The sequence below is a fragment of the Citrifermentans bemidjiense Bem genome, assembly GCF_000020725.1.
GTDB classification, from domain to species: Bacteria; Desulfobacterota; Desulfuromonadia; order Geobacterales; family Geobacteraceae; genus Geomonas; species Geomonas bemidjiensis.
In genome coordinates, this window is record NC_011146.1 from 2,473,248 (window position 1) to 2,498,242 (window position 24,995).

General features: G+C 57.5%; 19 protein-coding genes. 14 read left to right on the forward strand and 5 right to left on the reverse strand.

Going from position 1 to position 24,995, the window contains the following annotated elements:
- Window positions 1-3: 3 nt before the first annotated feature.
- The 3 genes from GBEM_RS10655 (at window position 4) to GBEM_RS10665 (ending at window position 4,313) form a co-directional block, all read left to right on the forward strand.
- Entirely contained in the window at window positions 4-1,176 is a 1,173-nt protein-coding gene (locus tag GBEM_RS10655; RefSeq protein ID WP_012530560.1) for a thiolase family protein, read from the forward strand.
- A gap of 144 nt (window positions 1,177-1,320) precedes the next feature.
- Window positions 1,321-3,099, forward strand: coding sequence for an acyl-CoA dehydrogenase family protein (locus GBEM_RS10660; RefSeq protein ID WP_012530561.1), 1,779 nt, complete (start codon window positions 1,321-1,323; stop codon window positions 3,097-3,099).
- Between the two features lie 365 nt (window positions 3,100-3,464).
- Window positions 3,465-4,313 carry a sensor histidine kinase gene (locus GBEM_RS10665; RefSeq protein ID WP_012530562.1) on the forward strand — a complete coding sequence of 283 codons (849 nt, stop codon included), beginning with the start codon at window positions 3,465-3,467 and terminating at the stop codon, window positions 4,311-4,313.
- Window position 4,314: 1 nt separating this feature from the next.
- Here the strand turns inward: GBEM_RS10665 and GBEM_RS10670 are convergent, their stop codons facing one another.
- Window positions 4,315-5,016 carry a GntR family transcriptional regulator gene (locus GBEM_RS10670; RefSeq protein WP_012530563.1) on the reverse strand — a complete coding sequence of 234 codons (702 nt, stop codon included), beginning with the start codon at window positions 5,014-5,016 and terminating at the stop codon, window positions 4,315-4,317.
- Window positions 5,017-5,288: 272 nt separating this feature from the next.
- On the reverse strand, window positions 5,289-7,688 hold the full coding sequence (locus tag GBEM_RS10675; protein ID WP_012530564.1) for a PAS domain-containing protein: 2,400 nt from the start codon (window positions 7,686-7,688) through the stop codon (window positions 5,289-5,291).
- 315 nt (window positions 7,689-8,003) lie between these two features.
- On the opposite strand from GBEM_RS10675, the gene GBEM_RS10680 reads away from it, so the two are divergent.
- From GBEM_RS10680 to GBEM_RS10695, 4 genes are all read left to right on the forward strand, one after another.
- Entirely contained in the window at window positions 8,004-8,186 is a 183-nt protein-coding gene (locus GBEM_RS10680) for a hypothetical protein (RefSeq protein ID WP_012530565.1), read from the forward strand.
- Window positions 8,187-8,217: 31 nt separating this feature from the next.
- Complete coding sequence (gene mutM / locus GBEM_RS10685) at window positions 8,218-9,027, forward strand: bifunctional DNA-formamidopyrimidine glycosylase/DNA-(apurinic or apyrimidinic site) lyase (protein WP_012530566.1); 810 nt, start codon at window positions 8,218-8,220, stop codon at window positions 9,025-9,027.
- A 98-nt stretch (window positions 9,028-9,125) separates the two neighbouring features.
- Window positions 9,126-10,187, forward strand: a complete 1,062-nt coding sequence (locus GBEM_RS10690) for an NADH:flavin oxidoreductase/NADH oxidase (protein WP_012530567.1) — start codon at window positions 9,126-9,128, stop codon at window positions 10,185-10,187.
- Window positions 10,188-10,423: 236 nt separating this feature from the next.
- Entirely contained in the window at window positions 10,424-11,098 is a 675-nt protein-coding gene (locus tag GBEM_RS10695; RefSeq protein WP_012530568.1) for a Bax inhibitor-1/YccA family protein, read from the forward strand.
- A gap of 130 nt (window positions 11,099-11,228) precedes the next feature.
- Here GBEM_RS10695 and GBEM_RS10700 read toward each other — a convergent pair whose 3' ends face one another.
- The gene (locus tag GBEM_RS10700) at window positions 11,229-12,053 is read right to left on the reverse strand and encodes a CvfB family protein (RefSeq protein ID WP_012530569.1); all 825 of its coding nucleotides are present in this window, start codon (window positions 12,051-12,053) and stop codon (window positions 11,229-11,231) included.
- A 324-nt stretch (window positions 12,054-12,377) separates the two neighbouring features.
- Here GBEM_RS10700 and GBEM_RS10705 point away from each other — a divergent pair, with 324 nt between their 5' ends.
- Window positions 12,378-16,160 (forward strand): PAS domain S-box protein, encoded by a 3,783-nt coding sequence (locus GBEM_RS10705; RefSeq protein ID WP_012530570.1) that lies wholly within the window; start codon window positions 12,378-12,380, stop codon window positions 16,158-16,160.
- 162 nt (window positions 16,161-16,322) lie between these two features.
- Window positions 16,323-17,042, forward strand: a complete 720-nt coding sequence (locus GBEM_RS10710) for a creatininase family protein (RefSeq protein WP_012530571.1) — start codon at window positions 16,323-16,325, stop codon at window positions 17,040-17,042.
- A 537-nt stretch (window positions 17,043-17,579) separates the two neighbouring features.
- Here the strand turns inward: GBEM_RS10710 and GBEM_RS21610 are convergent.
- Window positions 17,580-18,023, reverse strand: a complete 444-nt coding sequence (locus GBEM_RS21610) for a helix-turn-helix domain-containing protein (protein WP_049762654.1) — start codon at window positions 18,021-18,023, stop codon at window positions 17,580-17,582.
- Between the two features lie 1,628 nt (window positions 18,024-19,651).
- Here GBEM_RS21610 and GBEM_RS10725 point away from each other — a divergent pair.
- The 4 genes from GBEM_RS10725 (at window position 19,652) to GBEM_RS10740 (ending at window position 22,861) form a co-directional block, all read left to right on the forward strand.
- A complete protein-coding gene (locus tag GBEM_RS10725) occupies window positions 19,652-20,140 on the forward strand; it encodes a hypothetical protein (RefSeq protein ID WP_012530576.1) in 489 nt (162 codons plus the stop codon).
- Between the two features lie 54 nt (window positions 20,141-20,194).
- Window positions 20,195-20,380, forward strand: coding sequence for a hypothetical protein (locus GBEM_RS10730; RefSeq protein WP_012530577.1), 186 nt, complete (start codon window positions 20,195-20,197; stop codon window positions 20,378-20,380).
- Window positions 20,370-20,900: a hypothetical protein gene (locus GBEM_RS10735; RefSeq protein ID WP_012530578.1), complete on the forward strand. Its 531-nt coding sequence runs from the start codon at window positions 20,370-20,372 to the stop codon at window positions 20,898-20,900. Before GBEM_RS10730 ends, GBEM_RS10735 begins: the two co-directional genes overlap by 11 nt.
- 1,028 nt (window positions 20,901-21,928) lie before the next feature.
- Window positions 21,929-22,861 (forward strand): hypothetical protein, encoded by a 933-nt coding sequence (locus GBEM_RS10740; protein ID WP_012530579.1) that lies wholly within the window; start codon window positions 21,929-21,931, stop codon window positions 22,859-22,861.
- Between the two features lie 206 nt (window positions 22,862-23,067).
- Here GBEM_RS10740 and GBEM_RS10745 read toward each other — a convergent pair whose 3' ends face one another.
- Window positions 23,068-23,742 (reverse strand): YHS domain-containing protein, encoded by a 675-nt coding sequence (locus tag GBEM_RS10745; RefSeq protein WP_012530580.1) that lies wholly within the window; start codon window positions 23,740-23,742, stop codon window positions 23,068-23,070.
- Window positions 23,743-24,139: 397 nt separating this feature from the next.
- On the opposite strand from GBEM_RS10745, the gene GBEM_RS10750 reads away from it, so the two are divergent.
- The gene (locus GBEM_RS10750) at window positions 24,140-24,973 is read left to right on the forward strand and encodes a transporter family protein (RefSeq protein ID WP_012530581.1); all 834 of its coding nucleotides are present in this window, start codon (window positions 24,140-24,142) and stop codon (window positions 24,971-24,973) included.
- Window positions 24,974-24,995: the final 22 nt, after the last annotated feature.

The window sequence follows — 24,995 nt, forward strand, 5'->3', positions numbered from 1 at the left end:
ACCATGAGAACCGCATACATAGTTATCGCCCTGCGCACTCCGGCGACCAAGGCCTACAAAGGGAAACTGAGGCAGGTGCGCCCCGACGACCTGGCCGCCGCGGCCATCAAAGGGGTCATCGACGCCACCGGCATCGACCCGGCAGAACTCGACGACATTATCATCGGCTGCGCCTTCCCCGAGGCCGAACAGGGGATGAACGTGGCGCGCATCGCCGCTTTCAAGGCGGGCGTCCCGTACCAGGTTCCCTGCCAGACGGTGAACCGCTTCTGCTCCTCCGGGCTGCAGACCATCGCCACCGCCGCCGAGCGCATCATGGCCGGCTTCGCCGACTGCATCGTCGCGGGGGGGACCGAGAGCATGTCGCTCATTCCCATGGGGGGGAACAAATTCAGCGCCAACCCGGGGCTCGTCCATGCCTGGCCCGAGACCTACGCCTCGATGGGAATCACCGCGGAGCTCATGGTCGAGAAGTACGGGGTGTCCCGCGAGGACCAGGACGCCTTCGCCGCGGCGAGCCACCAAAAGGCGGCACAGGCGATAAGGGAGGGGAGGTTTGCCGACGAGATCGTCCCGGTCAAAGCTCAAATCTGCGGCCTGGACGGCCTGAAGATGAAGTGCAGCGTGGAACAGGTGAGCGTCGACGACGGCGTCCGCGCCGACACGACGGTTGCGGCACTCGCGAAGCTCAAGCCCGCCTTCAAGGCCAACGGCAGCGTTACCGCAGGCAACTCCTCCCAGATGACCGACGGGGCCGCGGCGGCGCTGGTCGTCTCCGAGGATTTCCTGAAGCGAACCGGCTTGCAGCCGATGGCGCGCTTTGTCTGCTTCGCCGTCAAGGGGGTCCCGCCCGAGATCATGGGGACCGGCCCCATCGAGGCGATTCCAGCGGCGTTAAAGCTTGCCGGGCTCTCTCTGGATCAGGTCTCCCTCTTCGAGCTGAACGAAGCCTTCGCCGTCCAGTCCCTGGTCTGCATCGACGAGCTGAAGCTCGACCCGGAAAGGGTGAACGTGAACGGCGGCGCCATCGCCATGGGGCATCCGCTGGGGTGCACCGGGACCAAGCTGACCGCGACGCTGTTGCACGAATTGCGGCGCCGGAAGGAGCGCTACGGCTGCGTCTCCATGTGCATCGGCGGCGGCATGGGCGCGGCAGGGATCTTCGAGATGGTCTAGTGCGATGGTGCTACCTGCCAGTTGAGTGGGAGTGAGGGTTGTGCTCCCCTCGCCCTCTGGGGGGGGCGGGGGTGAGGGAAGGGGTGTGCGGGGGTGAGGGTTTCCCGCTCCGACTGAAATGACATTACAAGACAGAGGTGCTTTATGACTGCGAGGGTATTCAAAGGCGGGGAGTTTCTGATCGCTGAAACCGGAAAGGACGAGCTGTTCACCCCGGAGGATTTCACCGACGAGCAGAAGCAGATAGGGCAGACCACCGAGCAGTTCGTGGCGAACGAGGTGCTTCCGGTGCGGGAAGAGATCGAGCACCAGCAGTTCGAGCATGTGGTGCACCTGATGAAGAGATGCGGCGAACTCGGGCTTTTGATGATCGACGTCCCCGAGGAGTACGGTGGGCTGGAACTGGACAAGGCGACCAGCATGCTCGCGGCGGAGAACATCTCCGGTTCGGGCTCCTTTTCCGTCGCCTACTCGGCCCACACCGGCATCGGTACGCTCCCGCTGGTCTACTACGGCACCGAGGAGCAAAAAAAGAAGTACCTCGAAAAACTGGTTACCGGCGAATGGATCGCGGCCTACTGCCTTACCGAGCCCGATTCCGGTAGCGACGCCCTGGGAGCCAAGGCGACGGCGACCCTCTCCGCCGACGGCAGCCACTACCTTTTGAACGGCACCAAGCAGTTCACCACCAACGGCTCCATCGCGAGCCTCTACACCATTTTCGCCAAGGTGGACAAGGAGCATTTCACCGCCTTCCTGGTCGAGCGCGGCTTCGAAGGGGTGAGCGTCGGGCCCGAGGAGAAGAAGATGGGGATCAAGGGCTCCTCCACGACCCAGGTGATCCTCGACAACGCCAAGGTGCCGGTGCAAAACGTCCTGGGCGAGATCGGCAAGGGGCACAAGATCGCTTTCAACGTGCTCAACGTAGGGCGCTTCAAGCTCGGGGCCGCGGTCACCGGGGCAGCCAAGGGAGCGCTTGCCGACGGCATCAAGTACGCGAACCTGAGAAAGCAGTTCGGGCGCACCATAGGCTCCTTCGGCGCCATCAAGGAGAAGATCGCCGACATGACGTCCGCGGTCTTCGCTGCCGAATCGATGGTCTACCGACTGGCCGGGCTCATAGACCAGCGTCTTGCCACCATCCCCCGCGACACCCCCAACTACTACGACGTCTACCAGCGCGCCATCGAGGAGTACGCCATGGAGTGCGCCGTCGCCAAGGTCTTCTGCAGCGAGGTGCTCGCTTTCGTGGCGGACGAAGTGGTGCAGATCCACGGCGGCTACGGCTTCGTGCAGGAGTACCCCGCCGAGCGCTACTACCGCGACGAGCGCATCAACCGGATCTTCGAAGGGACCAACGAGATCAACCGTCTGCTCGTCCCGGGGACGCTTTTGGCCCGCGCCATGAAGGGCGAGATCCCGCTGCAGCAGGAAGCGCTCAAGGCCTTCGAGTCGCTGATGACCCCCTCCTTCGAGGAGTTGGACGACAGCGTCCCATTCGCCGCCGAGAAGGCGCTCTTGGCCGGGCTGAAACAGGCGTTTCTGGTCCTGGCGGGAAGCGCGGCGCAAAAGTTCCAGGCCGCCGTCAAGGAAGAGCAGGAGGTGCTGTTAGCCGTGGCGGACGTGGTGATCAACATCTTCGCCATCGAAAGTGCCGTGCTGCGGGGCGAGAAGATGCTCCCGTCGCTTAGCCCCGCCCGCAGGGACGCGGTGCAGGCGGCTGTTAAGACCTTCACCTTCAACGCCGGCGAGAACTGCGCCGCTGCGGCCCGCAAGGCTGCCTATTACATCGAAGAAGGCGACGCGCTGGCCCTGATGCTGAGCGGCATCCGGCGCTTCACCAAATACGACGCCACAGGTCTGCTGCAGCAAAAGCGCAAGCTTGCCGATGCCGCGCTGGAAGCTGAGCGGTACCTTTTCTAGGCGTTATTTCCCTGCTGCCGCAATCTCTCCTTCATAGTCCCCCGTGCGACAATACCCTCGTTCCCAAGGCTCACCTTGGGAACGAGATCGAGTTCCGCCTCCTTAACTTGCAGGCGAGAGACGGCTTGCAGTCATTGAAAAGCCTATGACTGTCACAGCAAAGCGGATGCACTGTATCAAGTCTGTTCTTATGCCATAGCCAAAGAGAAAAATGATTGCTCAGCTGGTGCCGGGCTGCAATGTATGGCACAATATCCATTAATGCATTAGATGTCTCTGGCTAAAGTAAGTCCGGAGAGGTCAATGCCGAAGTGTTGAACGTTTTGACAACATGAATGACGCATTGTCGCTGAAGGGGGGACGGTTTGAAGAAGCAGGAAGGAGAAATTCAGGAATTGGCGTGCGTGCAGGGACAACAATCGGCCCTGGCGAGCGATCAGGAAAGCCGCCTCGCCCTCTGCCAGGCAAAGCTTGCCGAAACCGAAGCCCTTTTGAAACAAGAACAGCAGGGGCGCTGCAAGGCGGAGCGGGAGGTCGCCCTTCTTGCCCAGGAGCTGGAAAGCTTCAGCTATTCCGTCTCCCACGACCTGCGCGCGCCGCTTAGGCACCTCGTCGGTTTCAGCAGCGCCCTCGTCGAGGACTACAACGAACAACTGGAGCCGACCGCGCAGAGCTACCTGGACTGCATCACCAGGTCTGCGCGCAAGATGGAGGACCTTCTCGAAGCGCTTCTCTTTCTCTCCCGGGTGACCAAACAGGATCTGACTCTCGTCGAAGTGGACCTGGCCGCGCTGGCGCGCCAATACGCGGGGTCTTTGCAGCAGGCCGCCCCCGCGAGGCAGGTAGAGTTCAGGATAGCGGAGGAACTGCCGGTCAAGGCAGACCCCCAGCTGATGAGGACGGTTATCGAGCAGTTGCTGGGGAACGCCTGGAAATTCACGGCCAAAAAGGAAAGGGCGACAGTCGAGTTCGGAGAAAAGAAGGAAGGGGACAGTACCGTCTACTACATCCGCGACGACGGGGCGGGGTTCGACCTGCGCTTCGCCCAGCGGCTCTTCGCTCCGTTTCAGCGCATGCACCGCGAGGAAGAGTTCCCCGGCCTCGGGATAGGGCTCGCCACGGCGCAGCGCATCGTGCACCGCCATGGCGGGAGGATCTGGGCCGAGGCCGAGGTCGGCAACGGCGCGACTATCTGCTTCACCCTCTGCCCCTGAGTCAGGCCGGCGCCGGCAGCCCCTGCATCCCGCCGAACTGGATCTGGAAGGAGTCGAGCCTCAGCTTCATCGCGCCCCTCGTGATGCTTTCCGCGAGGATCGCATTGCCGGTGCTCGCTGCCTGCAGCATCTCCCGGTAGTACTTCCGCGCCTGGAGCCGGTATTCCTCCTTGGTGAAGAGGGCGGTGCGCAGCTTGGAGTAGACGCTGGAAAAGCTGTTCAGGATCAGCGGGTAGATCCTGTTCCCCGACATCACCGCCATGGCCATGTGCAGTTCCCAGTCGTATTTCACCAGGGAGCCGGCGCAGTTGCGGACCTTATCGGCCCGCGCCAGGATCTCGGCAAGCCCCGCAGCGTTGTTCTCGACGGCCCTTCTCGCGTAGTCGGGCGCGAACTGGACCCGCAACTCCAGGAGGTGGGACGCCAGGTCGGGCGGAAAATCCTCGCTGTTACGGGTGATGGAGGAGATGAGCTCCAGGTCCCCCTGGGACCAGAAATCGTTCACCACCGTACAATGTCGCTGCTGCACCGAGATCCATCCCGAATTCTGCAGTTTCTGCAGGGCCTCCCTCACCGTGGCCCGGCTCACCGAAAAGCTTTGCGCGAGATCCCGCTCGCTCTCCAGGGTGCAGCCCGGTTTCGGATCCCCCTTGAGCAACCTCGCCACCAATGCCTTCTCCACCATCTGGTAGGTCTTCCTCATAAAATTCCCTCTATCGATCACTGAAGGCAGTTGTCTGTATTGTGCGGACCGGGGCTTACTGCAACTATTGCGATATCATAGAACAAGGTTTGGTAAAATGGTAGCAATATTTTGCCTGGGGGCAATTAATCGCTGGCGGCAATGCCGGGGCAGATGCCCTGCGTCAGCCGAAGCCGCACTCCGGCAAGCAGCGGCCCTGGCGGTCGAGGTCGTGAGGAAAGAAAAACGGGGTAGGGGGGCGAGGTTTGATATTTATTGAACAGGGTTTTATCTTAGCTTAAATCCGGCTCGTGTTGCGCAGCATTTTTGCGCGGCTGGGAAAGGGTGAAATAGAAGGTGGCGCCGCGGTTCTCCATCCCCTCGGCCCAGATGCTCCCTCCGTGGCGATCGATGATGCGGCGCACCGTGGCAAGCCCGATGCCGGTTCCCTCGAATTCGGAACCGTGCAGGCGTTGGAACGGTTGGAAGAGCTTGTCCACGTAGGCCATGTCGAAGCCGACCCCGTTGTCCTTTACGAAGAAGGTCTGGCGCCCGCGACCCTGAATCTGGCCGAACTCGATCACCGGACGGGGGACCCGGGAGGCGTACTTCATCGAATTGCCCAGCAGGTTCTGCAAAACAAGGCGCACCAGCACGCTGTCGCCGAAAGCAGTCAGCCCTCTCTGTATCAGGAACTCGACTGGTTGCGAGCCCTCCTCCCCGGCCAGCATGTCGGCTACCTCCGCCGCAAGAAGGCTGATGTCGAAGGTTTGGCGCTTCATCAAAGTTCTACCCACCCTGGTGAGGGTCAAGAGGTCGTCTATCTGCTTTCCCATCCTGGAACTGGCGGTGCTGATCCGCTCCAGGTAGTAGTGAGCCTCCTCAGGGAGCGCGTGGCCGTGCTCCTCGATCAGGATGGAACTGTAGCTGTTGATATGTCGTAGCGGAGCTCGGAGGTCATGGGAAACGGAATAGCTGAAGGACTCGATTTCCTGCTTTGCCACCGCCAGCTGTGAGGTTCTTTCAATCACCCGCCGGTCCAATTCGTCGTTCAGTTTCCTGATCGCCTCTTCGGCCTCCTTTCTCTCGGTGATGTCCTTGATGGTGCCGATCATCCGCTGCTGCTTCCCTGCGGCCACCCCGGAAAGCTCGCAGCACTCGGTGACCCAGCGTTCCACGCCGTCGCTTTGCCTGCGAATCGGGTATTCCATCTCGAAGGGGCGCCCGTCGCCGATGGCGGCCAGGTACCTTTCCTTGAAAAGCTGCCGGTACTCGTCGTGGACCATCTCGAAGTGCCCCTGCAGGGTCCTGGGAAAGGTTCGATCCATTCCCAGGATCTCCTCCAGTTTGCTGGAGCAGTTCCAGCGGTCCCCGGCCAGATCGAGGACGTAGCTTCCCAACTGGGCGATTCTCTGGGTTTCGCGCAGCAACCGGTCGTTGTCGGCCATGACCTGCTCGCGCTGCTTTTGTTCCGAAACGTCCTCGAGCGTCACCACGGTCCCGCTCACCTTGCTGGCCTGATCCAGGAAAGGGGCGGTGCTGATGGAGAGGAGCGCGGCTACGCCGTCCGGGCGCAGGAACCGGAAGCAGGCGTTCGACAGGGTATCGCCTGCGCGCAGCAGTTCCCCAAGCGACAGGTCGGGCGCGACGCTGCCTTGGCTTTGTTCGCGGGTGATGCCCCAGACCGGGGAGCCGTCGTTTCTGGCCGCCATCTCCTGCTTGGACTGCCCGAGGATAAGTTCGGCGCGGGGATTGGCAAAGGCCACCTTGCCGCCGGGTTCGATGAACATGATACCGACGGGGCTCGTGGCGGTGATCAGGTTCAGCAGGTCGTGCTCCATGCGCAGCAGGTGTTCCATCATCTTGCCCTGGTTGATGTCGCACAATATCCCTGCCAGCCGGATTGCCCTACCTGATGCGTCTCGGCCGGCCGCTTTCCCCTCACAGCGAAACCAGCGCCATTTTCCCTCGTTGGTCTTCAGGCGGAATTCGAATTCGAAATTCTCCACGGCCCCCTCTACGCATCTTTCCTTGAGGGCGCGCGCGGCTTCCAACTGTGCCGGGTGCAGGATGCAGCTCCAGTCCTCCAGTTTCACCGGCGACTGCCCGGGGCGGTAGCCGAGCATCTCGTAGCAAAAGGGGCTGAAGAAGCAGGTGCTGGTGGCGACGTCCAAATCCCAGATTCCCGCACTCACCGCCTCCACCGCCTTACGGTGGCGCTCCTCGCTGAGTGCCAGTTGTTCGTTGACGCGCACTTCAGCTGTGATGTCGAGGTTGCAACCCTGGTAGCCGGTTACTTCGCCCCGGCTGTTTCGCACCTGGGCGATCACCGCATGCAGCCAGAAAACCCTGCCGTCGGCTGAACGGTACTTGAAGCGTTGCGACCATTGGGCTCCGCTCTCCATGCTCTGCTGCCAGCTGGCCGTGAGCTCCTTGCGCTCCTGGGGGTGGATGAAGCCGATCAGCGCTTCGTTCTCGCCATCCTCTGCAACACCTGCGATTCTCCGGCCGTCGATGTCGGTCTGGTACAAGCCAAGGGGCGCCGTTGTGAAGATGGTGCGCAGCACCTGCTCATAATCGATGCGGATAGGCTCCCGCTGCATGAGTGGGGCGGATGCGGGGTCCGCAAAAGGAATAGGAGTTCTTTTCGTCCTGCTGTTGACAGGGGTCGCAACTTCCGACAGATTGTTCATTTTTCCCCCGTTGCCGATGTTGCCCGCACGCATTCGAGATATTGTCATAGCTGCCGGAAAGACTGGCAGTGCTTGGATATTTGAGCGTTCTCTAATATATCTGCGAATTTTTAAACTAGCAAGTGCAAATTATATATTGATAATGTTTTCTTGCAAATTTGTCGTACTGGCAGATAACTTTTCATACTCACTTGCCGCCGCGCCTGTGAGTCATGGCGCACACGCTGATAGTCGACTGACAGATGTATTGACTGCCACCACATGTTTGGGGTAGTTGTAGTTCGATAATTCATATCCATCGAGGAGGCTTAAGACATGGAATCCAACAAGACCTGCCAGTGCGGTGCCAAACATACGGGCCACATCTGCATGTTGAAGAGCGCCGGGCGCAGCGAGGAAATCGCGCACATAAGCGACCATCCGACAGTCACCTGCTTCACCTGCGGGGCAGAGGCCAACTCCGCCGACAACGTCTGCAACCCGATGCCCATGGGGTAGCAAGCGGCACGCCGGTCCACACGGAGCACCGATGCCCGAATTACCTGAAGTCGAAGTGACGCGGCTTGGGATCGCCGCACAACTGGTCGGAGCCAGGATCGCCGCTGTCGCCATTCGCAGCGCCAAACTGCGCACCATGGTGCCGCAGGAACTCCCGCGTCTTCTTGTCGGCCAGAGCATCCTTTCGCTGACCCGTCGCGGCAAGTACCTGATCATTACCTGCCGGCAAGGCTCCTTGCTGCTGCACCTGGGCATGACCGGGCACCTGCGCCTGGTTCCCGCCGGAGCCGGCGCAGGCGTGCACGACCACTTCGACCTGGAGCTTGAGTCCAGCCTTATATTGCGGCTCAACGACGTGCGCCGCTTCGGCTCGATTCACTTCACCTCCGGCGACCCGCTAAAGCACAAGCTTTTGCAGGGAATCGGGCCGGAACCTTTGACCGATGAGCTCACCGGGCCCTACCTCTACCGCAAAAGCCGCGGCAAGAAGGCGCCCCTGCAGCGCTTCCTGATGGATAGCTCCGTGGTCGCCGGGCTTGGCAACATCTACGCGGCCGAGACCCTGTTCCGCTGCGGCATGCTTCCGCCCACACCCGCGGGCTCCCTCTCCGAGGCCGACTGCGACAGGCTTTGCGACTGCATCAAGAAAACCCTCGCCGCCTCCATCGAGGCCGGCCGCGTCATGGATTTCAGCGTCCGCGAGGAGAAGCTCGTCTATTTCCCGCAACAGCTCTTCGTCTACGGCAGGGAAGGGCTCGCCTGCCGGCAATGCGGCAGCGCCATAGAGCGGGGAAGGCTCGGCAACCGCTCCACCTTCTACTGCCCCCGCTGCCAGAGCTAGCTTTAACTGCGCCTTTGCATTGACCTTCCCCTGCCGGTTGATAAGCTGCCGCAGGGGTTGGGGCTTGCCCCGCGATTCTTTTATAGGGAGGGTAACCAATGAGCATGCTCTTTACCCCGCTGCAGCTGCGGGAGCTGACCTTCAAAAACCGCATCTTCGTCTCCCCCATGTGCCAGTATTCGAGTAAAGACGGGATGCCGACGGATTGGCACCTGGTACATCTGGGAAGCCGGGCGGTCGGCGGCGCCGGGCTCGTCATGGTCGAAGCGACGGCGGTTTCCCAGCAGGGGCGCATCTCGCCGGACGACTCCGGCATCTGGAGCGCGGACCACGCCCGGGCCTTTGCCCCCATCGCCCGCTTCATCAAGGAACAGGGTGCGGTGCCGGGAATCCAGCTGGCCCATGCCGGGCGCAAGGCTTCCACCGACCTTCCCTGGAAAGGGAGCGGCCCGGTGGATGCGAACCACCGCGGCTGGCAGACCATCGCCCCCAGCCCGGTTCCGTTTGCCGGAAACTTCCCCTCTCCCAGGGAGGCAACCGTCCAGGACCTGGAGATCATCCTGGGGCAGTTCGCCTCCGCCGCGCGCCGCAGTGCCGAAGCCGGATTCGAGGTGGTGGAGATTCACATGGCGCACGGCTACCTGCTGCACGAGTTCCTCTCACCGCTGGCGAACCTGCGCGCGGATGATTTCGGAGGGTCGCTGGAGAACCGTTGCCGCTTCCCGTTGCGGGTGGCGAAGGCTGTGCGCGAGATCTGGCCCGAGCATCTTCCGGTGTTCGTGAGGGTCTCGGCATCGGACTGGATGGAGGGGGGGTGGGATCTGGAGCAGACGGTGGAACTGGTACGGAGGCTCAAGGCGATCGGAGTCGACCTGATCGACTGCTCCAGCGGCGGACTGGTCCCCGAGGCTGCGCCCCCTTTCGGCCCCGGCTTCCAGACCCCCTTCGCCACCGAGATCAGGAAACAGGCAGGCATCGCCACCGGTGCCGTCGGTTTCATCACCGCCCCGGCGCAAGCCGAGCATATCGTGGCGACGGGGCTTGCCGATGCGGTGTTCCTGGCGCGCGAGATGCTGAGGGACCCGTACTGGCCGCTGCACGCGGCCAATGCGCTGCAGGTCGACCCCGCCTGGCCCAGCCAGTACGAAAGGGCTAAATGAAGCTGTGTGTCGTTGGCCGCAACCAGCGTGACGTCACACTGGCACCTTCATTGAGTGACAAATGCTTGTCCATGGTCGAACAGGCTGTACATTCTGGCAGATTTGTCTGTATAATCACCGGCGTTGCCAATATATTTCAAACACGGTGGGCTTTTATTCAAGCGTATTAGGTGAAGACAACCTTGACCGAAAGTATAAGCGCCCGTATCAAAACGCGAATAACTAACGGAGAGAGCATGGAAAGATATCAGACACAAGCAAGAACGATCAGCATCGCCCAGGGGGGCGTAATGAGGGGAGTCTACGGATGGATGGGGGGCGGCTTGGCTCTCACCGCCCTGGTCTCGCTGATGACCGCCTCCTCGCCGGCGCTCTTACAGGCTATCCTCGGCAACCGCATCCTCTTTTACGCGCTGGTGTTCGGCGAACTGGGGCTCGTTATCGCCATCAGCGGCGCCATCAACAGGATCAGCGCCACCACGGCGAGCGCCCTTTTCCTTCTTTACGCCGCGGTGAACGGACTCACCATGTCGAGCATCTTCGTCGCCTATACCTCGACCTCCATCGCCTCGACCTTCCTGGTCACCTCGGGTATGTTCTGCGCCATGAGCCTGTACGGCTACCTGACCCGCAGCGACCTCACCTCCTGGGGAAGCTTCCTGTTCATGGGGCTCGTCGGGGTGGTGATCGCCTCCCTGGTGAACATGTTCCTGCATAGCTCCATGCTCTCCTGGGTACTGAGCGTCTGCGGCGTGATCGTCTTCACCGGGCTCACGGCTTACGACACGCAGAAAATCAAGCAGATGGGGAACGCCGGCCGCAAGGGAGCCGTTCTCGGCGCCCTTACCCTTTACCTCGACTTCATCAACATGTTCCTCTCCATGCTGAGGCTCTTCGGCGACCGCCGCTAGACCCAGGGGGACTGGCTCCGCAGGTGCCTGTCCCCCTTAGCCTGTCCCCCTTAGCCAGTTGCCATAACGTAAAGAGCCCGGATCGCAGCAGCGACCGGGCTCTTTTGATTTGCTGGGAGGGGAGGGGCGGTCAGCGCAGCCGGATACCCTCAGGCGTGATCTGGATCACCCCTTCCTTGTAGAGGTTCCCGATCACGGTCTTGAAGCTCTTCTTGCTCATGCTGAACATCTCCGAAATCAGCTCCGGCGAGGACTTGTCGCCTACCGGAAGAAAGCCCCCCCTCTCGCTCAGCACCCGAAGCACGCTCTCGCGGCTGCCGTGGAGGTCCTTCCCGCCGCCTTTCCTGAGCGTCACGTCGATCTTTCCGTCGGGGCGGATCTTCTTGACGAACCCCTTGGCCGAAGTGCCCACCTCATATCTGCCGAAGAGCTCGCTCTTGAACAAGAGCCCGTCGTAACGGTCGTTGATGATGACCTTGGCCCCCAGGTCGCCGAACTGGTAGAAGGTCAGTCTTACCTCATCTCCCTCCTTCAGTTCGATGCGCGACTTCTCAAGGAACTTCCCCAGCTTGGCCGAGGCGGCGATGCGCTCCGAACGGTCCAGGTAGACCCGCACCAGGTGCTTTTCTCCCTTGTTCATCGGCTTTGGCTGTTCGCTGAAAGGTACCAGCAGGTCCTTTTCCAGCCCCCAGTCCAAAAAAGCGCCCACGTTGCCTACATCTTTCACTTCCAGTACGGCGAAGTCCCCCACCTGGGCCTTGGGGGTCAAGGTGGTCGCCAGGAGACGGTCTTCCGAATCGAGGTAGACGAAGACCTTTACGTGCTCGCCCGGGTGCAGCCCCTCGGGGACGTATTTGGTCGGCATCAGGATGTCACCTAGTTCCGAGACGAGGAATGCGCCGATGGCGCTGATCTTCTTTACTTCGAGCCTGTTGTATTTTCCTACTTCCAGCATCGGTTGGCGCTCCATTTCATGTTGCGGCACAGCGTAACATTCAAAATCTATTTTATTTTTTAGCAGTTATTCCGATTACTATAGCAGATACTGCATCAAAGCCCGACAGTTATTTTAATCTGCCCAGTGAGCGGGCACTACCGTTAAAAATAGCTAGTTAGCGGCTCATCCGGACGGCGCAGCCGTCTCTTTTTGGTCTGGACAGGGAGCAGGAATCCATATTAAGGTGACGTGTTTACGGTATTGTCGCCACACGCAACGGCCGCTTTTGTATAAAACAGGCGGCCACCATCGCATAACTTTGGTTGATAGCACGGAGGCTGCTTGCTACCTTTCAGTCTGAAAACCAAGATGACGGTTACCATATCCCTGCTGATAGCGGGGTTGTTGTCCGTACTCGCTATTTCCACCCAGATGTACTTCGTGAACCAGCTCAAGCAGTTGCTGTACACCCAGCAGTTCAACATGGTCTCCGCCGTCGCGGATCAGATCGACGACAAGATATTCTCGTCCCAGACCGAGCTGGTTGCTGCCGCCGGAACCCTGAGCAAGGGGGCCGTCACGGACCCGGTCGCCCTCAAATCGTTCTTCGATGACCGGCCCGATACGCTCGCCATGTTCGACAACGGACTGTTCCTTTTTTCGCGCGAGGGGGTGCTCATCTCCGCCAACCCGGCGGAAACGACGCTCCTCGACAAGAACTTCCTGCACCGCGACTACCTGAAAAACACACTTGCCACAGGGAAAGCGCAGATATCCGAACCCTTCATCTCTGCGCAGCCGCATCATCATCCGATCATCATGTTCACCGCGCCAGTCTTCGGCAACGACGGGAAGGTCTCCGCCGTCCTGGGCGGGAGCATCGACCTCACCAAGAACAACTTCCTGACCAGGATCGGGAGCGTGGTGCTCGGGAAGGAAGGGTACCTGTACCTGTACAACAAAGACCGGACCATGGTCGTTCATTCCGACCACAGGCGAATCTTCCGCAAAGATGTACCGGTCGGCGCCAACGTCCTCTACGACCGGGCCCTTGCCGGGTTCGAGGGGACCGGCGAGACGGTGAACTCCCGCAAGGTGCAGGTGATCAGCTCCTTCAAGAGGCTGAAATCCACCGGCTGGATACTCGCCTCCAATTTCCCGCAGCAGGAAGCCTACTCCCCGATCTACAAGGCGCGTACCTACGTTATTTTCGCTTTAGCGGTGGTGCTGCTCATCTCGATACTGATCGTCTGGCTCTCGATGAAGTTCCTGACGGCGCCGCTACTTGCCTTTACCGAACAGATCCGCGGCATGACCCAGCACAAAGAGGCGGCTCAACCGGTCGGCGTCAACACCGGCGACGAGATCGAGGTGCTTCGCGACGCCTTCGACCAGCTCCTGGCCGAATTGGAAGCCCAGAAAAGCGAGTTGAAGAGACAGTTGGACTTCTCCAGGATACTCATCGACATCATCCCCATCCCGGTGTATTACAAGGATGCTCAGGGGCATTACCTTGGCTGCAACCAGGCCTTTTTGGACTTCAACGGCCTTGGCAGGGAAGAACTCATGGGCAAGACCGTCCACGACGTAGTCCCGCCGGATCTGGCCGACAAGTACTACCGCTCCGACAAGGAACTGTTTGGTGTAGGCGGAGTGCAGGTCTTCGAGGCCAAGGCAGTTAACGGCCAACTCGCACAGCGCGACATCACGTTCTTCAAGACCACCTTCCCGGCCAGCGACGGAAGTCATGGCGGCATCCTTGGCGCCATGCTGGACATAACCGAACACAAGCAGGCCGAGGAAGCGCTGCAGACGCAGAAAGAGTTCGCAGAGAGCCTGGTGATGAAGTCGACGGTGCCGACGTTCGTGCTGGACCACAGGCATCGCGTCATCATCTGGAACTCCGCATTGGAGGCACTCACAGGCATAAAGGCCGATGACGTGCTCGGCTTGGAGAACCTCTGGAAGATATTCTATGAAACGGAGAGGCCGCTTCTGGCCGACTTGATCCTCGACGAGGCGCTCGATGGCTTGTCCGAGCATTACGGCCACTACCGGCATTCCCCTTTGATCAGCGGCGGCATTCAGGCCGAGGGGTGGTACCGCGACCCGTCGGGGGCGGGTCACTACATCACCATCAGCGCCGCTCCCATCAGGGACAGAAACGGGGTGTTGGTAGGCGCCTTGCAGGTGATGGAGGACATCACCGAACGCAAGCTGGCCCAGGACGCACACGAAAAGACCAGGCGGCAACTGCAGCTGATTCTCGATGCCGCGGGCGAAGGTATCAACGGCGTAGACACGCAGGGTAGGATCACCTTCGTAAATCCTGCGGCCGCCGATATGGTGGGGTGGACACAGGAGGAACTGCTGGGACAAAACCAGCACGCGCTGATGCATCACAGCAGGGAGGACGGCTCGCCCTTTCCGGTGCAGGAGTGCGCGGTCGCCGCGGCGTGCCACGAAGGGCGCCCCTACAAGAGCGAAGAACTCTTCTGGCGCAAGGACGGCACCAGCTTCTACGTGGAGTGCAACTGCAGCCCGCTAAGAGAGGACGGGGAACTGGTGGGCGCCGTCATCATCTATAAGGACATGACCGAGCGCAGGCTCGCGGAAGAGCAATTGCTGAAGCTCTCCCAAGCGGTTATGCAAAGTCCCGTTTCGATCATCATAACCGACACTCTCGGCAACATCGAGTTCGTGAATCCCCGCTTTACCCACGTCACCGGCTACGAGGCGGATGAAGTCATCGGCCGCAACCCGAGGCTTTTGCAAAGCGGCAAGACATCGCCCGAACTGTACCAGGGGCTCTGGAATACTATTACCTCGGGGCGGGTCTGGACCGGGGAGCTCAACAACCGGTACAAGAGTGGAGCAACCCACTGGGAGCATGCCACCATCTCCCCGATCAGAAACAGCGCCGGCGCCATAAGCCATTTCATGGCGTTCATGGAGAGCATCTCGGAGCGCAAGAAGCTCGAGGAGCAGCTGCGCCAAGCTCAGAAGATGGAAGCCATCGGCCAGCTTGCAGGGGGAGTCGCCCACGACTTCAACAACATACTGACCGTCATCATGGGGTTCGGGCAACTGCTGCAGCACTCGCTGCCGGCGGGTGACCCGATGCTCGAGAGCATGGAACAGATCCTCGACGCCGCCGACCGCGCCACCCATCTGACCAGAAGCCTTCTTGCCTTCAGCCGCAAACAGGTTATGCTGCTGCACCAGGTCGAATTGAGCGACCTGGCGCGAAAGCACGCGAAATTCCTGGTCCGCATCATCGGCGAAGATGTGACGCTAAAGACCTATTTCTGCGAAGAAAAGCTGATGGTGATGGCCGACAGCGGACAGATCGAGCAGGTATTGATGAACCTTGCCACCAATGCGCGGGACGCCATGCCCGGCGGCGGCGAGCTGACCATCAAGACCGAGGCGGTGCAACTGGACGAGGAATTCCACCGGATGCACGGGTACGGCATGCCTGGCCGCTACGCCCTGATCACGGTGACGGATACCGGAACCGGAATGGATCCCGAAACGCAGCAAAAGATCTTCGAGCCGTTTTTCACCACCAAGCTTCCGGGGCGCGGGACAGGCCTTGGTCTCTCCATCGTGTATGGCATCATCAAGCAGCACGGGGGGTACGTCACCATCTTCAGCCAACGCGGGTTCGGGACCACCTTCAGCATTTATCTCCCCCTTAACGTCGAAAAGCCGCAGACGGTGGAGCAGGCCGCCACCTTCGTTCCGCAGGGAGGGAGCGAGACGATATTCGTCGTCGAAGACGATGCCTCGGTAGGTCGACTCGTTGAGTCGGTATTGAAGAGATACGGGTACAACGTCATCCTGGCCGGAAGCGGTGAAGAGGCGCTCGAGATCTACCAGTCGAGGTCTCACGACATCAGCCTGGCGCTGTTGGACGTTATCATGCCCAAGATGAACGGAAAAGAGCTCTGCGAAAAGCTCAGGGAGCGCTCGCCGCAGCTAAAGGTGCTCTTCTTGAGCGGCTACACCGCAGACCTGATCCAGGACAAGGGTATCGCTATGGATGGTATCGACCTCATCCGCAAGCCCGCGAAGCCGATGGAATTGGCAAGAAAAGTCCGCGAGATGCTGGACGCGCAGTAGAGCGGCGGTTTCCATTCCTCCTGCAGGATGGCAAAATAGGGGAGGGGAAGCTTCGCATCCCCCTAGCGCGCCACGACCCTCCCCTCCTCCAATTGCAAAAGCAGGGGAGGGGATTCCTTGTAAAATCCTTTTGAATTCAATTATTTATGAAGGAGATTCGCCATGTTGATAGAAGGTATGACCATGGAGGAGTTTTCCCGGGGACTGACGGTCAGTAAGACCGTGTACATTCCGTTCGGGTCGGTCGAGGAGCATGGCAGCCACTTGCCGTTATCCACCGACACCATCGAGGCATATGAGGTCGGCAAACGCGCGGCTGAAAGAATTCCGCTATTCGTGGCGCCGCCGATCCATTATGGATCCTGCCGATCGACGTCGTGCCATCCCGGGACCGTATCGATCAGCACTGCGACCCTGAAGTCGCTGCTCAAAGATATTGTGCGATCCCTGCACGCGCATGGGCTCACCAATTTCATAGCATTGACCGGTCATGCGGGCGGTTCGCACAAGATGGCGTTGCAGGACGCCGGCGAGGAACTGATACGCGAGTTGCCGGAGATAAACATGGCCGTCGTCACCGAATACGATTTGGCCAAGGAAGCCGGCGCCGGTATCATCGAGACTCGTGGCGATGCGCACGCCGGCGAGATCGAGACCTCGAGGATCATGCACTCGCATCCGCATCTGGTCAAAGGGCTTGCCGAGGCCGAGTACCCGTCGTTTCCGACCGGGATCCTGGTTCGGGACAAACGGAGTTTCTGGCCCGGCGGTGTCTGGGGCGATCCCGGCAAGGCGACCGCGAAAAAAGGGCGCATGCTGGAATCCCTGGTCGCGGACAAGGTGGTCGAACTGGTAAAGGCGTTGGAGAGCCGGCGCTGGTAAAAGTGCCCAAAAAAGAGGCTTCCAAATTTGCCGTTTAAAGGGACTTTTTGCATGGGTGCAGGGGTAGGCCTGCACCCATTTTTCGTACAACAGAGATAGAAGCGGTTTTACCTGGTCGGAGGCGTCGACGCAAGGAGTTTGACCGTAAGAGTCGAAACTGAAACGTCGAAAGTACGAGAAGGGATTTCAAGTGAAGCCATTCCAGAGGGTCGGGGCGTGCGGCGGGTCTTAAGCGGCAAGGCGCGAACACGACGACTAGGCCAGGGGGGCGAAAGTTTTTTAAAGCCAAGCGTGCGATGTGCACGGCGGGGTATATAATTGAGCCTGTCTCCTAGATAGGCGAAACACGAAGAGAGCAGAGAACCTTCAGCGGTATAATCCTGCCACCAATCCCTTCGAAAACGAGCAAGTCGCTCACCTCCGTGCAAACCCTGCGAACCCATACACTCAACTTGACATAATATATCTTGCGAAGGATTATGTGACATGCGGTAATTCCTATGTAATTGAGAATAAACAAATTACGAATTAGCGAAATTAAAGAATTTGTTCCAGCCCGTGTTGCATGTTTGCATCACTAGGAAGCGCCAACCGAGAGAGCCACTGTTCCAGAGTTTCACGGTGGTAAAGAATTTTTCCACCAATTTCAATCTCTCCGGGAATCTCCCCAGATTTACGCATCCTGTAAAACGTGGTCCGAGAAACGTTAAGCAGCTCGCACACCTGAACCATGGTAAGTAGCAACGGAACCAGCGGCGTAGATGCCGATAAGGGAGCAGGGGAAGGGGAGACGCTAAGACTAGGGCTGTCGCCCTGGTCGACGCTACATGGCATAGCAGAGGGACCTTGAGAGACAACCGCAGACATATACCCATCATCATCAATGGCTCGACGTTGCGACTTCTCATACTCAGACTGCAGCAGATCATAAGGAGAGCGGTTAACCCTCTTGCCAGTGTTCTTTTTCTTTCGCTGAGCCACACAACCTCCATGTTTCAGAATGTTTCAATCAGTAGTGATTATGACCCATAGCATTAACTGTGGATTGTGTCAAACCGTTTCTAAATGTTTCCTAGCGTTTCAATAACGAAAATTACCCCCGTGTTACAGAACGGGGGTGTCAGCTGTCTCAGCATCCTCTCTCCGGCTTACGCCTACGAGCCGTCAGCATAGCCAGCTTGCCTGACGCGCTACCGCTTGTCCTGGGGGCACGAATACCCGGCAGAGCCGGGCACACGCGCCCCCAATAGGGAATAACCTGTCAGAGATACCAAGAGCGAATTTTAAGGACACGGCGACAGGACGGGTGTAAAAGGCGAGATTTCCCAACCATGCGATCATACACAATACGAAGAGCCTTTTTGCGCTTACGATCACAAGGATTCTTCTGCAACCACCAGAGGACATAAATTTCCATTTCATGGGAAGTAGCACCCACCCCTCGTAAACTCATACCTTGACCCCCTTTGATCTAAGATACGGCCTAGATAAACGGCCAGCTTTGCGAACAATTAATTCCACTGAGTAACAATCAATACAGTGTCCTGACTCTCTCAAATGGTCCCTTGTCTTACGTATGATGTGATAAACAGTCAAATCAGGGCAAAGGTAAATATCAAAGACAGAGACAACAAGAGAACTGAAACGATCAAACTCAGCACGTCTCCTTTGTTGCTCGATAGCAGATTGGCTTTTTTCTGTAGCCTTTGCTACACGTGCACGCGTCTGTGCATATTGAGAAATATGGAGTGTAGAACGGAGGAAATCTTGAAAGGGACGAAACAGGGCTTCAGGAATAGAAAGTGTAAGTATCGCAACACCGTCTTTGTATTGAACTGAATCGATCTTGTAAACTTCGGGCAAATTGTCAAGTTCAACTTGACATAATATATCTTATGGGACGTAACTGGTCTCTACTGACCGAGCACTCGGCGGCCCGGCTCTGCCGGGTGGCTGTGGGCTCGCGACAAGCGAAGCGCGTCAGGCCTTTTGGGTTTATTACCTGTTCGCAATCTCCGACAGAATTTCTTGGGGAGGGTCAGCTCTAATGCAGATGCACAGGAAGATCAGCCTGCGCCTCGATGCGGACCTCGCTGATCGCTTACAGATGCGCGCAGATCGGGAACGAGTGCCAGTGTCCTGTCTGCTTCGTCACCTCGTTGTCAGGCTGCTTGATGGCTCCCAGGTTGGAGAGAGACCCGCCCTCTCCCCCCATCGTCAAGAAGCACCTGGGCACCTGAAAAGCAGGACCGAGCAACTGCAAGCTGAGTTCATGTCAGAGGTCTGCTCAACCTATGACTCCTTCAAGAGGCAGGGTCATGATTGGGTTGTGGCCACAAAGCTCACGAATAAGGCTCTCAAGGCCAAGAACCACCCTTGGGCAACGTATGAGGTCATCCAGGGAGTACTGAGAAAAGCAGGCCGATACCGGAAGCAGAAGCTTGTTTCATAAGGCGGAACTTGACACCGGTCCGACAAACGCCGCAAGATGCCAGACAAATCGTCCGGACAATCGCGGGTAAGGGGAAGCTGTGCAACGTAACTGCCCGATATCACTAGACAGTCTATATCTTATGGGACGTAAATAATGCGTCCAAGAGGAGAGTATTATGGCCAAGAAAGAGTGTTTCCACCTATCCAGAGGCGGCTCCTGCGAGCTGCCCTCCTGCGACTACAAGCGGGTTGAGCTGCAAATTGTCGACTGGACCGGATGCAACGGCAACGGCCGCGATGAGTCCTTCGACGTTTCCACCTGGACACCTGAGCAGTTCGCTGCACATCATGCCTTCGTCAATCTTACGGCAGGAACCCCTACGGCTTTCGACAAAGAGCTGGAAGGAATCTCTGAACCGCCGCTACGGCTTTTCCATCTTCTGCATTCGCTCTTTGGTTCTGAGGGCGTCAAGCGTGTTTATTCTCTGCCGACCATACGCAATTACAGGCGGCGTCTGCGTGATGCCGGCTTTGATTACCCCTCTCGTCACGTTCCGACCGGACCAAGGAAACCCCGCGCCATGAAGGACCTGTCGATGGGACCATCGAAGCCTCGAAGGTCATCCGAAGCCGCGCAGCGTGCGGTAAGTAATACCGCACTCTAGTCCACTACGGTAGACTTTTGCCCCTTTTCGAAGGGATCGAATGGAGGGTTTCAGATGGTCATTTACGACAGGAAAATCAGCGCCAAGATCGACGGCGAACGCCTAGAAGCGTTGCAGGAATATGCGAGGAAAGAAGGAGTCACTGTATCAACCTTGCTCCGGCATTTGGTTTGCCGGTTCCTTGAGAGTCAACAGCGATTTGCACCGACGATACAGCAAGGGGTGAAGGATGGCTTCTAATCTATCTACGATCAAGAAAGCTGGACTTGGTCGCCCTCCCCTTGCGCCTCAATCAATGACCGTTGACATTGATCGGGCGCTTTCGCAGTTGAACACAGCGTTCAACCCGTTGCACCAAGACTTTGCCTTAGACTTTCACGTCCAGGGCGCCAAAAACGGCTATGTTTACCTGTCCATCGCTTTGCCCGAAGAAATGACCCGCTTCTTTGTCCAACTGCTGGAGTCGATGCACGGCTTTTTCCGTTGCATGGACATCAAGGCCCGAGCCGCTGTCGCAGTCAGGAAAGCTGCCGATCCCTTCGCGATCATGGAGGCCGAGGAGCGGCACGAGGCGTTTAAGGAAAAGGTCTGTTCCGTGTTCGATGCTTTTAGGGGTCAGGGGATGGAGTCAAAACAGGCGATCAGCCGAACGAACGAGGCCCTTAAGGCCGAAAATTGCCCTTGGGCCACCTACGAGACTATCGTGGGTATCCTGAGAAGCTCAGGACGCTTCAGGAAGCTGAGGCGTTCAAGGGACTGACGAAGAGCGGAGGCTGCGCCCGGAGCGACGAGGAAGTCCAAGGAATGCGCAGTTGCCCGAGCAATCCCCAAGGAGGTGAGATTAGACGGGTCGAGTCGGTATTCCCCAAGACCAAGCGAGGCCCGGCTAGCTCCTTGGGGGTTGGCCAGGATGGGGCCGGTTAGCACGGATAGCCTCTGTGCGAATTATCCTATAGGAAAACGCTTAGTTAGCTTTAATCGAATGCTTGACAAATGGTGCGACAAAGGCGTAAAAAGTCCGACCTTATAGGGGGACACTTTGCGGGTCAGGGACTCTATGTCTTTGTAAGTAATTGAACTTATTAGAGTATATCTTATGGGACGTAAAAAGTAAGTTCCAGGGAAGGGCCAAAAGCCTCCCTCCCATCCATCCCACACCGCCGAAGGCCAGTCATGTAGACGAAATGTAACGAAATTCTTCACTCCCAACTTTGACAAACAGATGGATGTTCCCAAGTGGTACAACTTTTTAAAAACGTGATCAGTTTAATTGAAAAGAGTTCCACTTTTCAGTAGACCAGTTACGCTTTTCGCCAAACAGGAACAGTTTCCATAAAAGCAGTTCCACTTTCCCGGAAACCGGTCCAGCTTTTTTCTAATCTGGTACAGCTTTTTTCTAATCTGGTAACAGTTTTGAGGAAAACGGTTCCACTTTTCCCAAAACCCGTTCAGCTTTTTTCTAATCTGGTACAGTTTTGAATAAAACCGGTCCACTTTTTCCAGAACCGGTTCAGCTTTTTTCTAATCTGGTACAGTTTTGTGGAAAACAGTTCCACATTTCCGAAACTGGTTCCCCTTTTCTCCAGACAGCCAATTCAAGAATGCCAAGTCTGGATTGTCACCCTCCGTTTCGATTCCTAATGTTTATTAAAGACCGCAAATCATGTGCTGAATACAAAGTTTCGATATTCCGGCATATTAATCCTGGAGGGCCTTGATCCACCCACTCAACTGGATATACTAACCTTTGCTAAAAACTTCCGAAAATTTCACAAAGGAGATCACATCATGAGAAGAATTAAAGCAACCTTTGTCTCTGCCGCTATTCTCACTCTAACACTGGCTGGATGTGGCGGTGGTGGTGGCTCCAGTACACCGACAGTATCGGGAGTTGCGGCCACAGGCATGCCTATGAGCGGGACTGTATTCCTAAAGGATTCCGCCAACAGTGAGACGAACACGACAATAAATCCGCAAACCGGCAGCTTTTCGTTCAACGTCAGCGGCAAAACCCCTCCGTTCATGCTGCGGGCTGGTGCATTGTACTCTATGAGTGCAGGGGCTGGGACTGCCAACATAAACCCCGCGACAACGCTCATGGTCGCCAATATGGGAAGCTTCACTAATATGTCGTCCCTAAACAGCTTCTACAGATCGCCCAATTCAACGACCATGGTTTCGATGATGGCTAGTGAGCCTGCATCGTATCAGCAATTCCAGCAGAAAATGGTACCGCTCCTGAACCAGTACGGTGCGACGAACATGGATCCCATGACGGGATCTTTCACCATCGGGCAAGGTTTAGACAAGATGTTCGATGACGTGAAAATGACCATAGATAATAATGGAAACGTCAGCATGATGTACGCCAATGGCACCGCAGTATTCACTGGCCCCATGGGTAATATGGCAGCCGGCACCATGATGTCTGGAAATATAGTTATGCCTGGTACCGCGCCCACATCAAGCGCGATAGCTGTATCACCGTCAACGATCAGACTGCAGGTGGGTGGTGCGCAACAGTTCACAGCAAGTGTTCCAGTTACTTGGTCGGTCATCACCGCCAACGGCGGCAGCATCTCTTCCACAGGGCTTTACACGGCCCCAAGTTCGGCGGGGATTTTCATGGTCAAGGCAACAAGCATCGCGGACCCGACTAAGTCCACCATGGTAATGATCCAGGTCGGAAATACAGGAATGGTTATGATGAAGATGTCATGATCGGGTTGTGAAGGGAAGGCAACGGTGTGTGCACTGTACAACTTATGGCGCACACACCGTTTTTAGGTTAATTGGTCAAGACGCCGATGCAATTGCGAAATGCCGTGGTCATCTTTTAAGCGAATTGATATGGAAGCTTTACGAGAAGGAAAAACGGGGAGAAAGAGCACCGGGACACCATTCGAGATGTCTTCGGCCGTTAACAATCACACCTTCTTCTCTGCCTCTTGGTGGGGGATTAGGTCTTCAAATTTCTCCAGAAAAAGGTCCCTGCAGTGCTCGGAACAAAAATAATAGGTGTAGCCGTTACGCTCCAGGGTCGTCGCTGCTGAAACGAATGAAATATGCATGCCGCAAACGACGTCGACAACCAGGTTGTCCTTCTGGTAAAGCGGGTGAGTTTCCAGCCTGAGGTAATCGTCGAGAAAGGCAAGGACCCTGTCTTCCACCCATGCGGCGAGGGACTCCTCGTCTCCCAACTGAATGTTCTTCTCGGCATTTTGGGAATATTCCATCAAGGCAGGAAGAATGCTGAGGTCATATCGCGCGGTCAACTGATCGGAAGAGGCCGGCAACAGCTCGATACTGAGCCTCACCGTTGCAGGAAACTGAGGGGTGTGCGCAAACCTGCAGGTGGAGATAAAACCTTCATCGGTGTGCACGACCTCGATCTCGGCATTCTGGAACTGGCGAGCCAGACGTTCCAGGCGCGGCATGATGATGGCCTCGACCCGGGACTCCGCCACGGCAGACAATCGCTCCCTCTGTTCCAACAACTCCTTCATGGTCTGGTCAAGCTGCTGTTGCTTCACCGCGAGCTGTTTTTTGTGCTGTGCCAGCTTCTCGGTGATTCTTTCTTCTAAAGCAGTCAGGCTTCCCACTGGGCACCTCCACCACAAGAAAAGGCTCTCTCATTTTGAACTGGACTCACCGCTTGCTTTTCAACCTTTAGCCGAACTATACCATAAATATTACCGTCACATGCCTCGCATCAAGCCCGCCTTCCCGGCTTCCCGGCTTCCCGGCTTTTGCTGTTGCTCCGGGCAGGCGGGAATCCTGATACTGTGGGCAGATTCCGATTACCTATTCATGCAAGTTTCCTTGGCATAAACGTGTTTATGGTTGTCACAGAAGTCAATTTGTTGTATTAATGAAGCGTTCCTGGTCCTAATTCGTCGAGTGCGGACTCTGTGTTTATTCTCTGTTGAAGAATTTCACTGACAGTGCCGCCTCGCGTGTTAGAGACGAGGAAAATTTTATTTCAGGAGGAGTTGTTTCATGAAGAAGATGATTCTGGCAGTAGTTGGCGGAGTACTTTTGACCTCGACCGCAGCGCGCGCGGAACACAAGTTGCTGATCACGGACGTCCTCGACAAGAAGCAGGTCGAGGCGCAGGCCCTGTTCGAATATTCCCACACCAGCGGCAAGCTCAGCACTCCTGCCGAGTCCGGTAAGGCAACCTCGAACGCAACCGAGTCCGTTTACTCGCTCGGCGTCGGTCTCGGCAGCGGCCTGGAAGTCTCCGCATCGATCCCCTACGTATTCAGCGAGCGGGCTAAGGCACAGTTCGACGGGTTCGAGCCGGAATACGAAAAACGTGACGGTTTCGGCGACTTCGCTGTTGAAGCCAAATATCGCCTTTTGGGTGGCGAAGAGAAGCCGTGCACCGTGGTGACCGGTCTCGGCGTCAAGTTCGACACCGCCGGCGGCAACAACGCAGGGTCCGGCACCACCGACGTGAGCCCCTTCATCGCGGCGAGCGCCAACCTGGGGCACCACAACATCCCCTACGCCGTCTACCGCGCTACCATCAGGAACCACGACGCGCAGGACACCCATACCGTTTCCCTCGGTCTCGAGAAGGAACTGAGCCACGAGGTTACGCTCGATGCCAAAATTGACGCCAACTTCAACACCTCCACCCGCGAAGTGACCGCCAACGAGAACTTCACCTTCGAAGTGGCCAGTTACATCCAGTTGGCGCACAACTTCTATCTGCTGCCGAGCGTTGCCTACGTTGTCGAAACCGATTCGACATTGAAGGCGCTCGACGTTCGCGCGACTTCCGTCGATGGTTTCAAGGGCGCCGTTTCCCTTTACTACCTCTTCTAGAAGCTAGCAACGGATCTGAAAA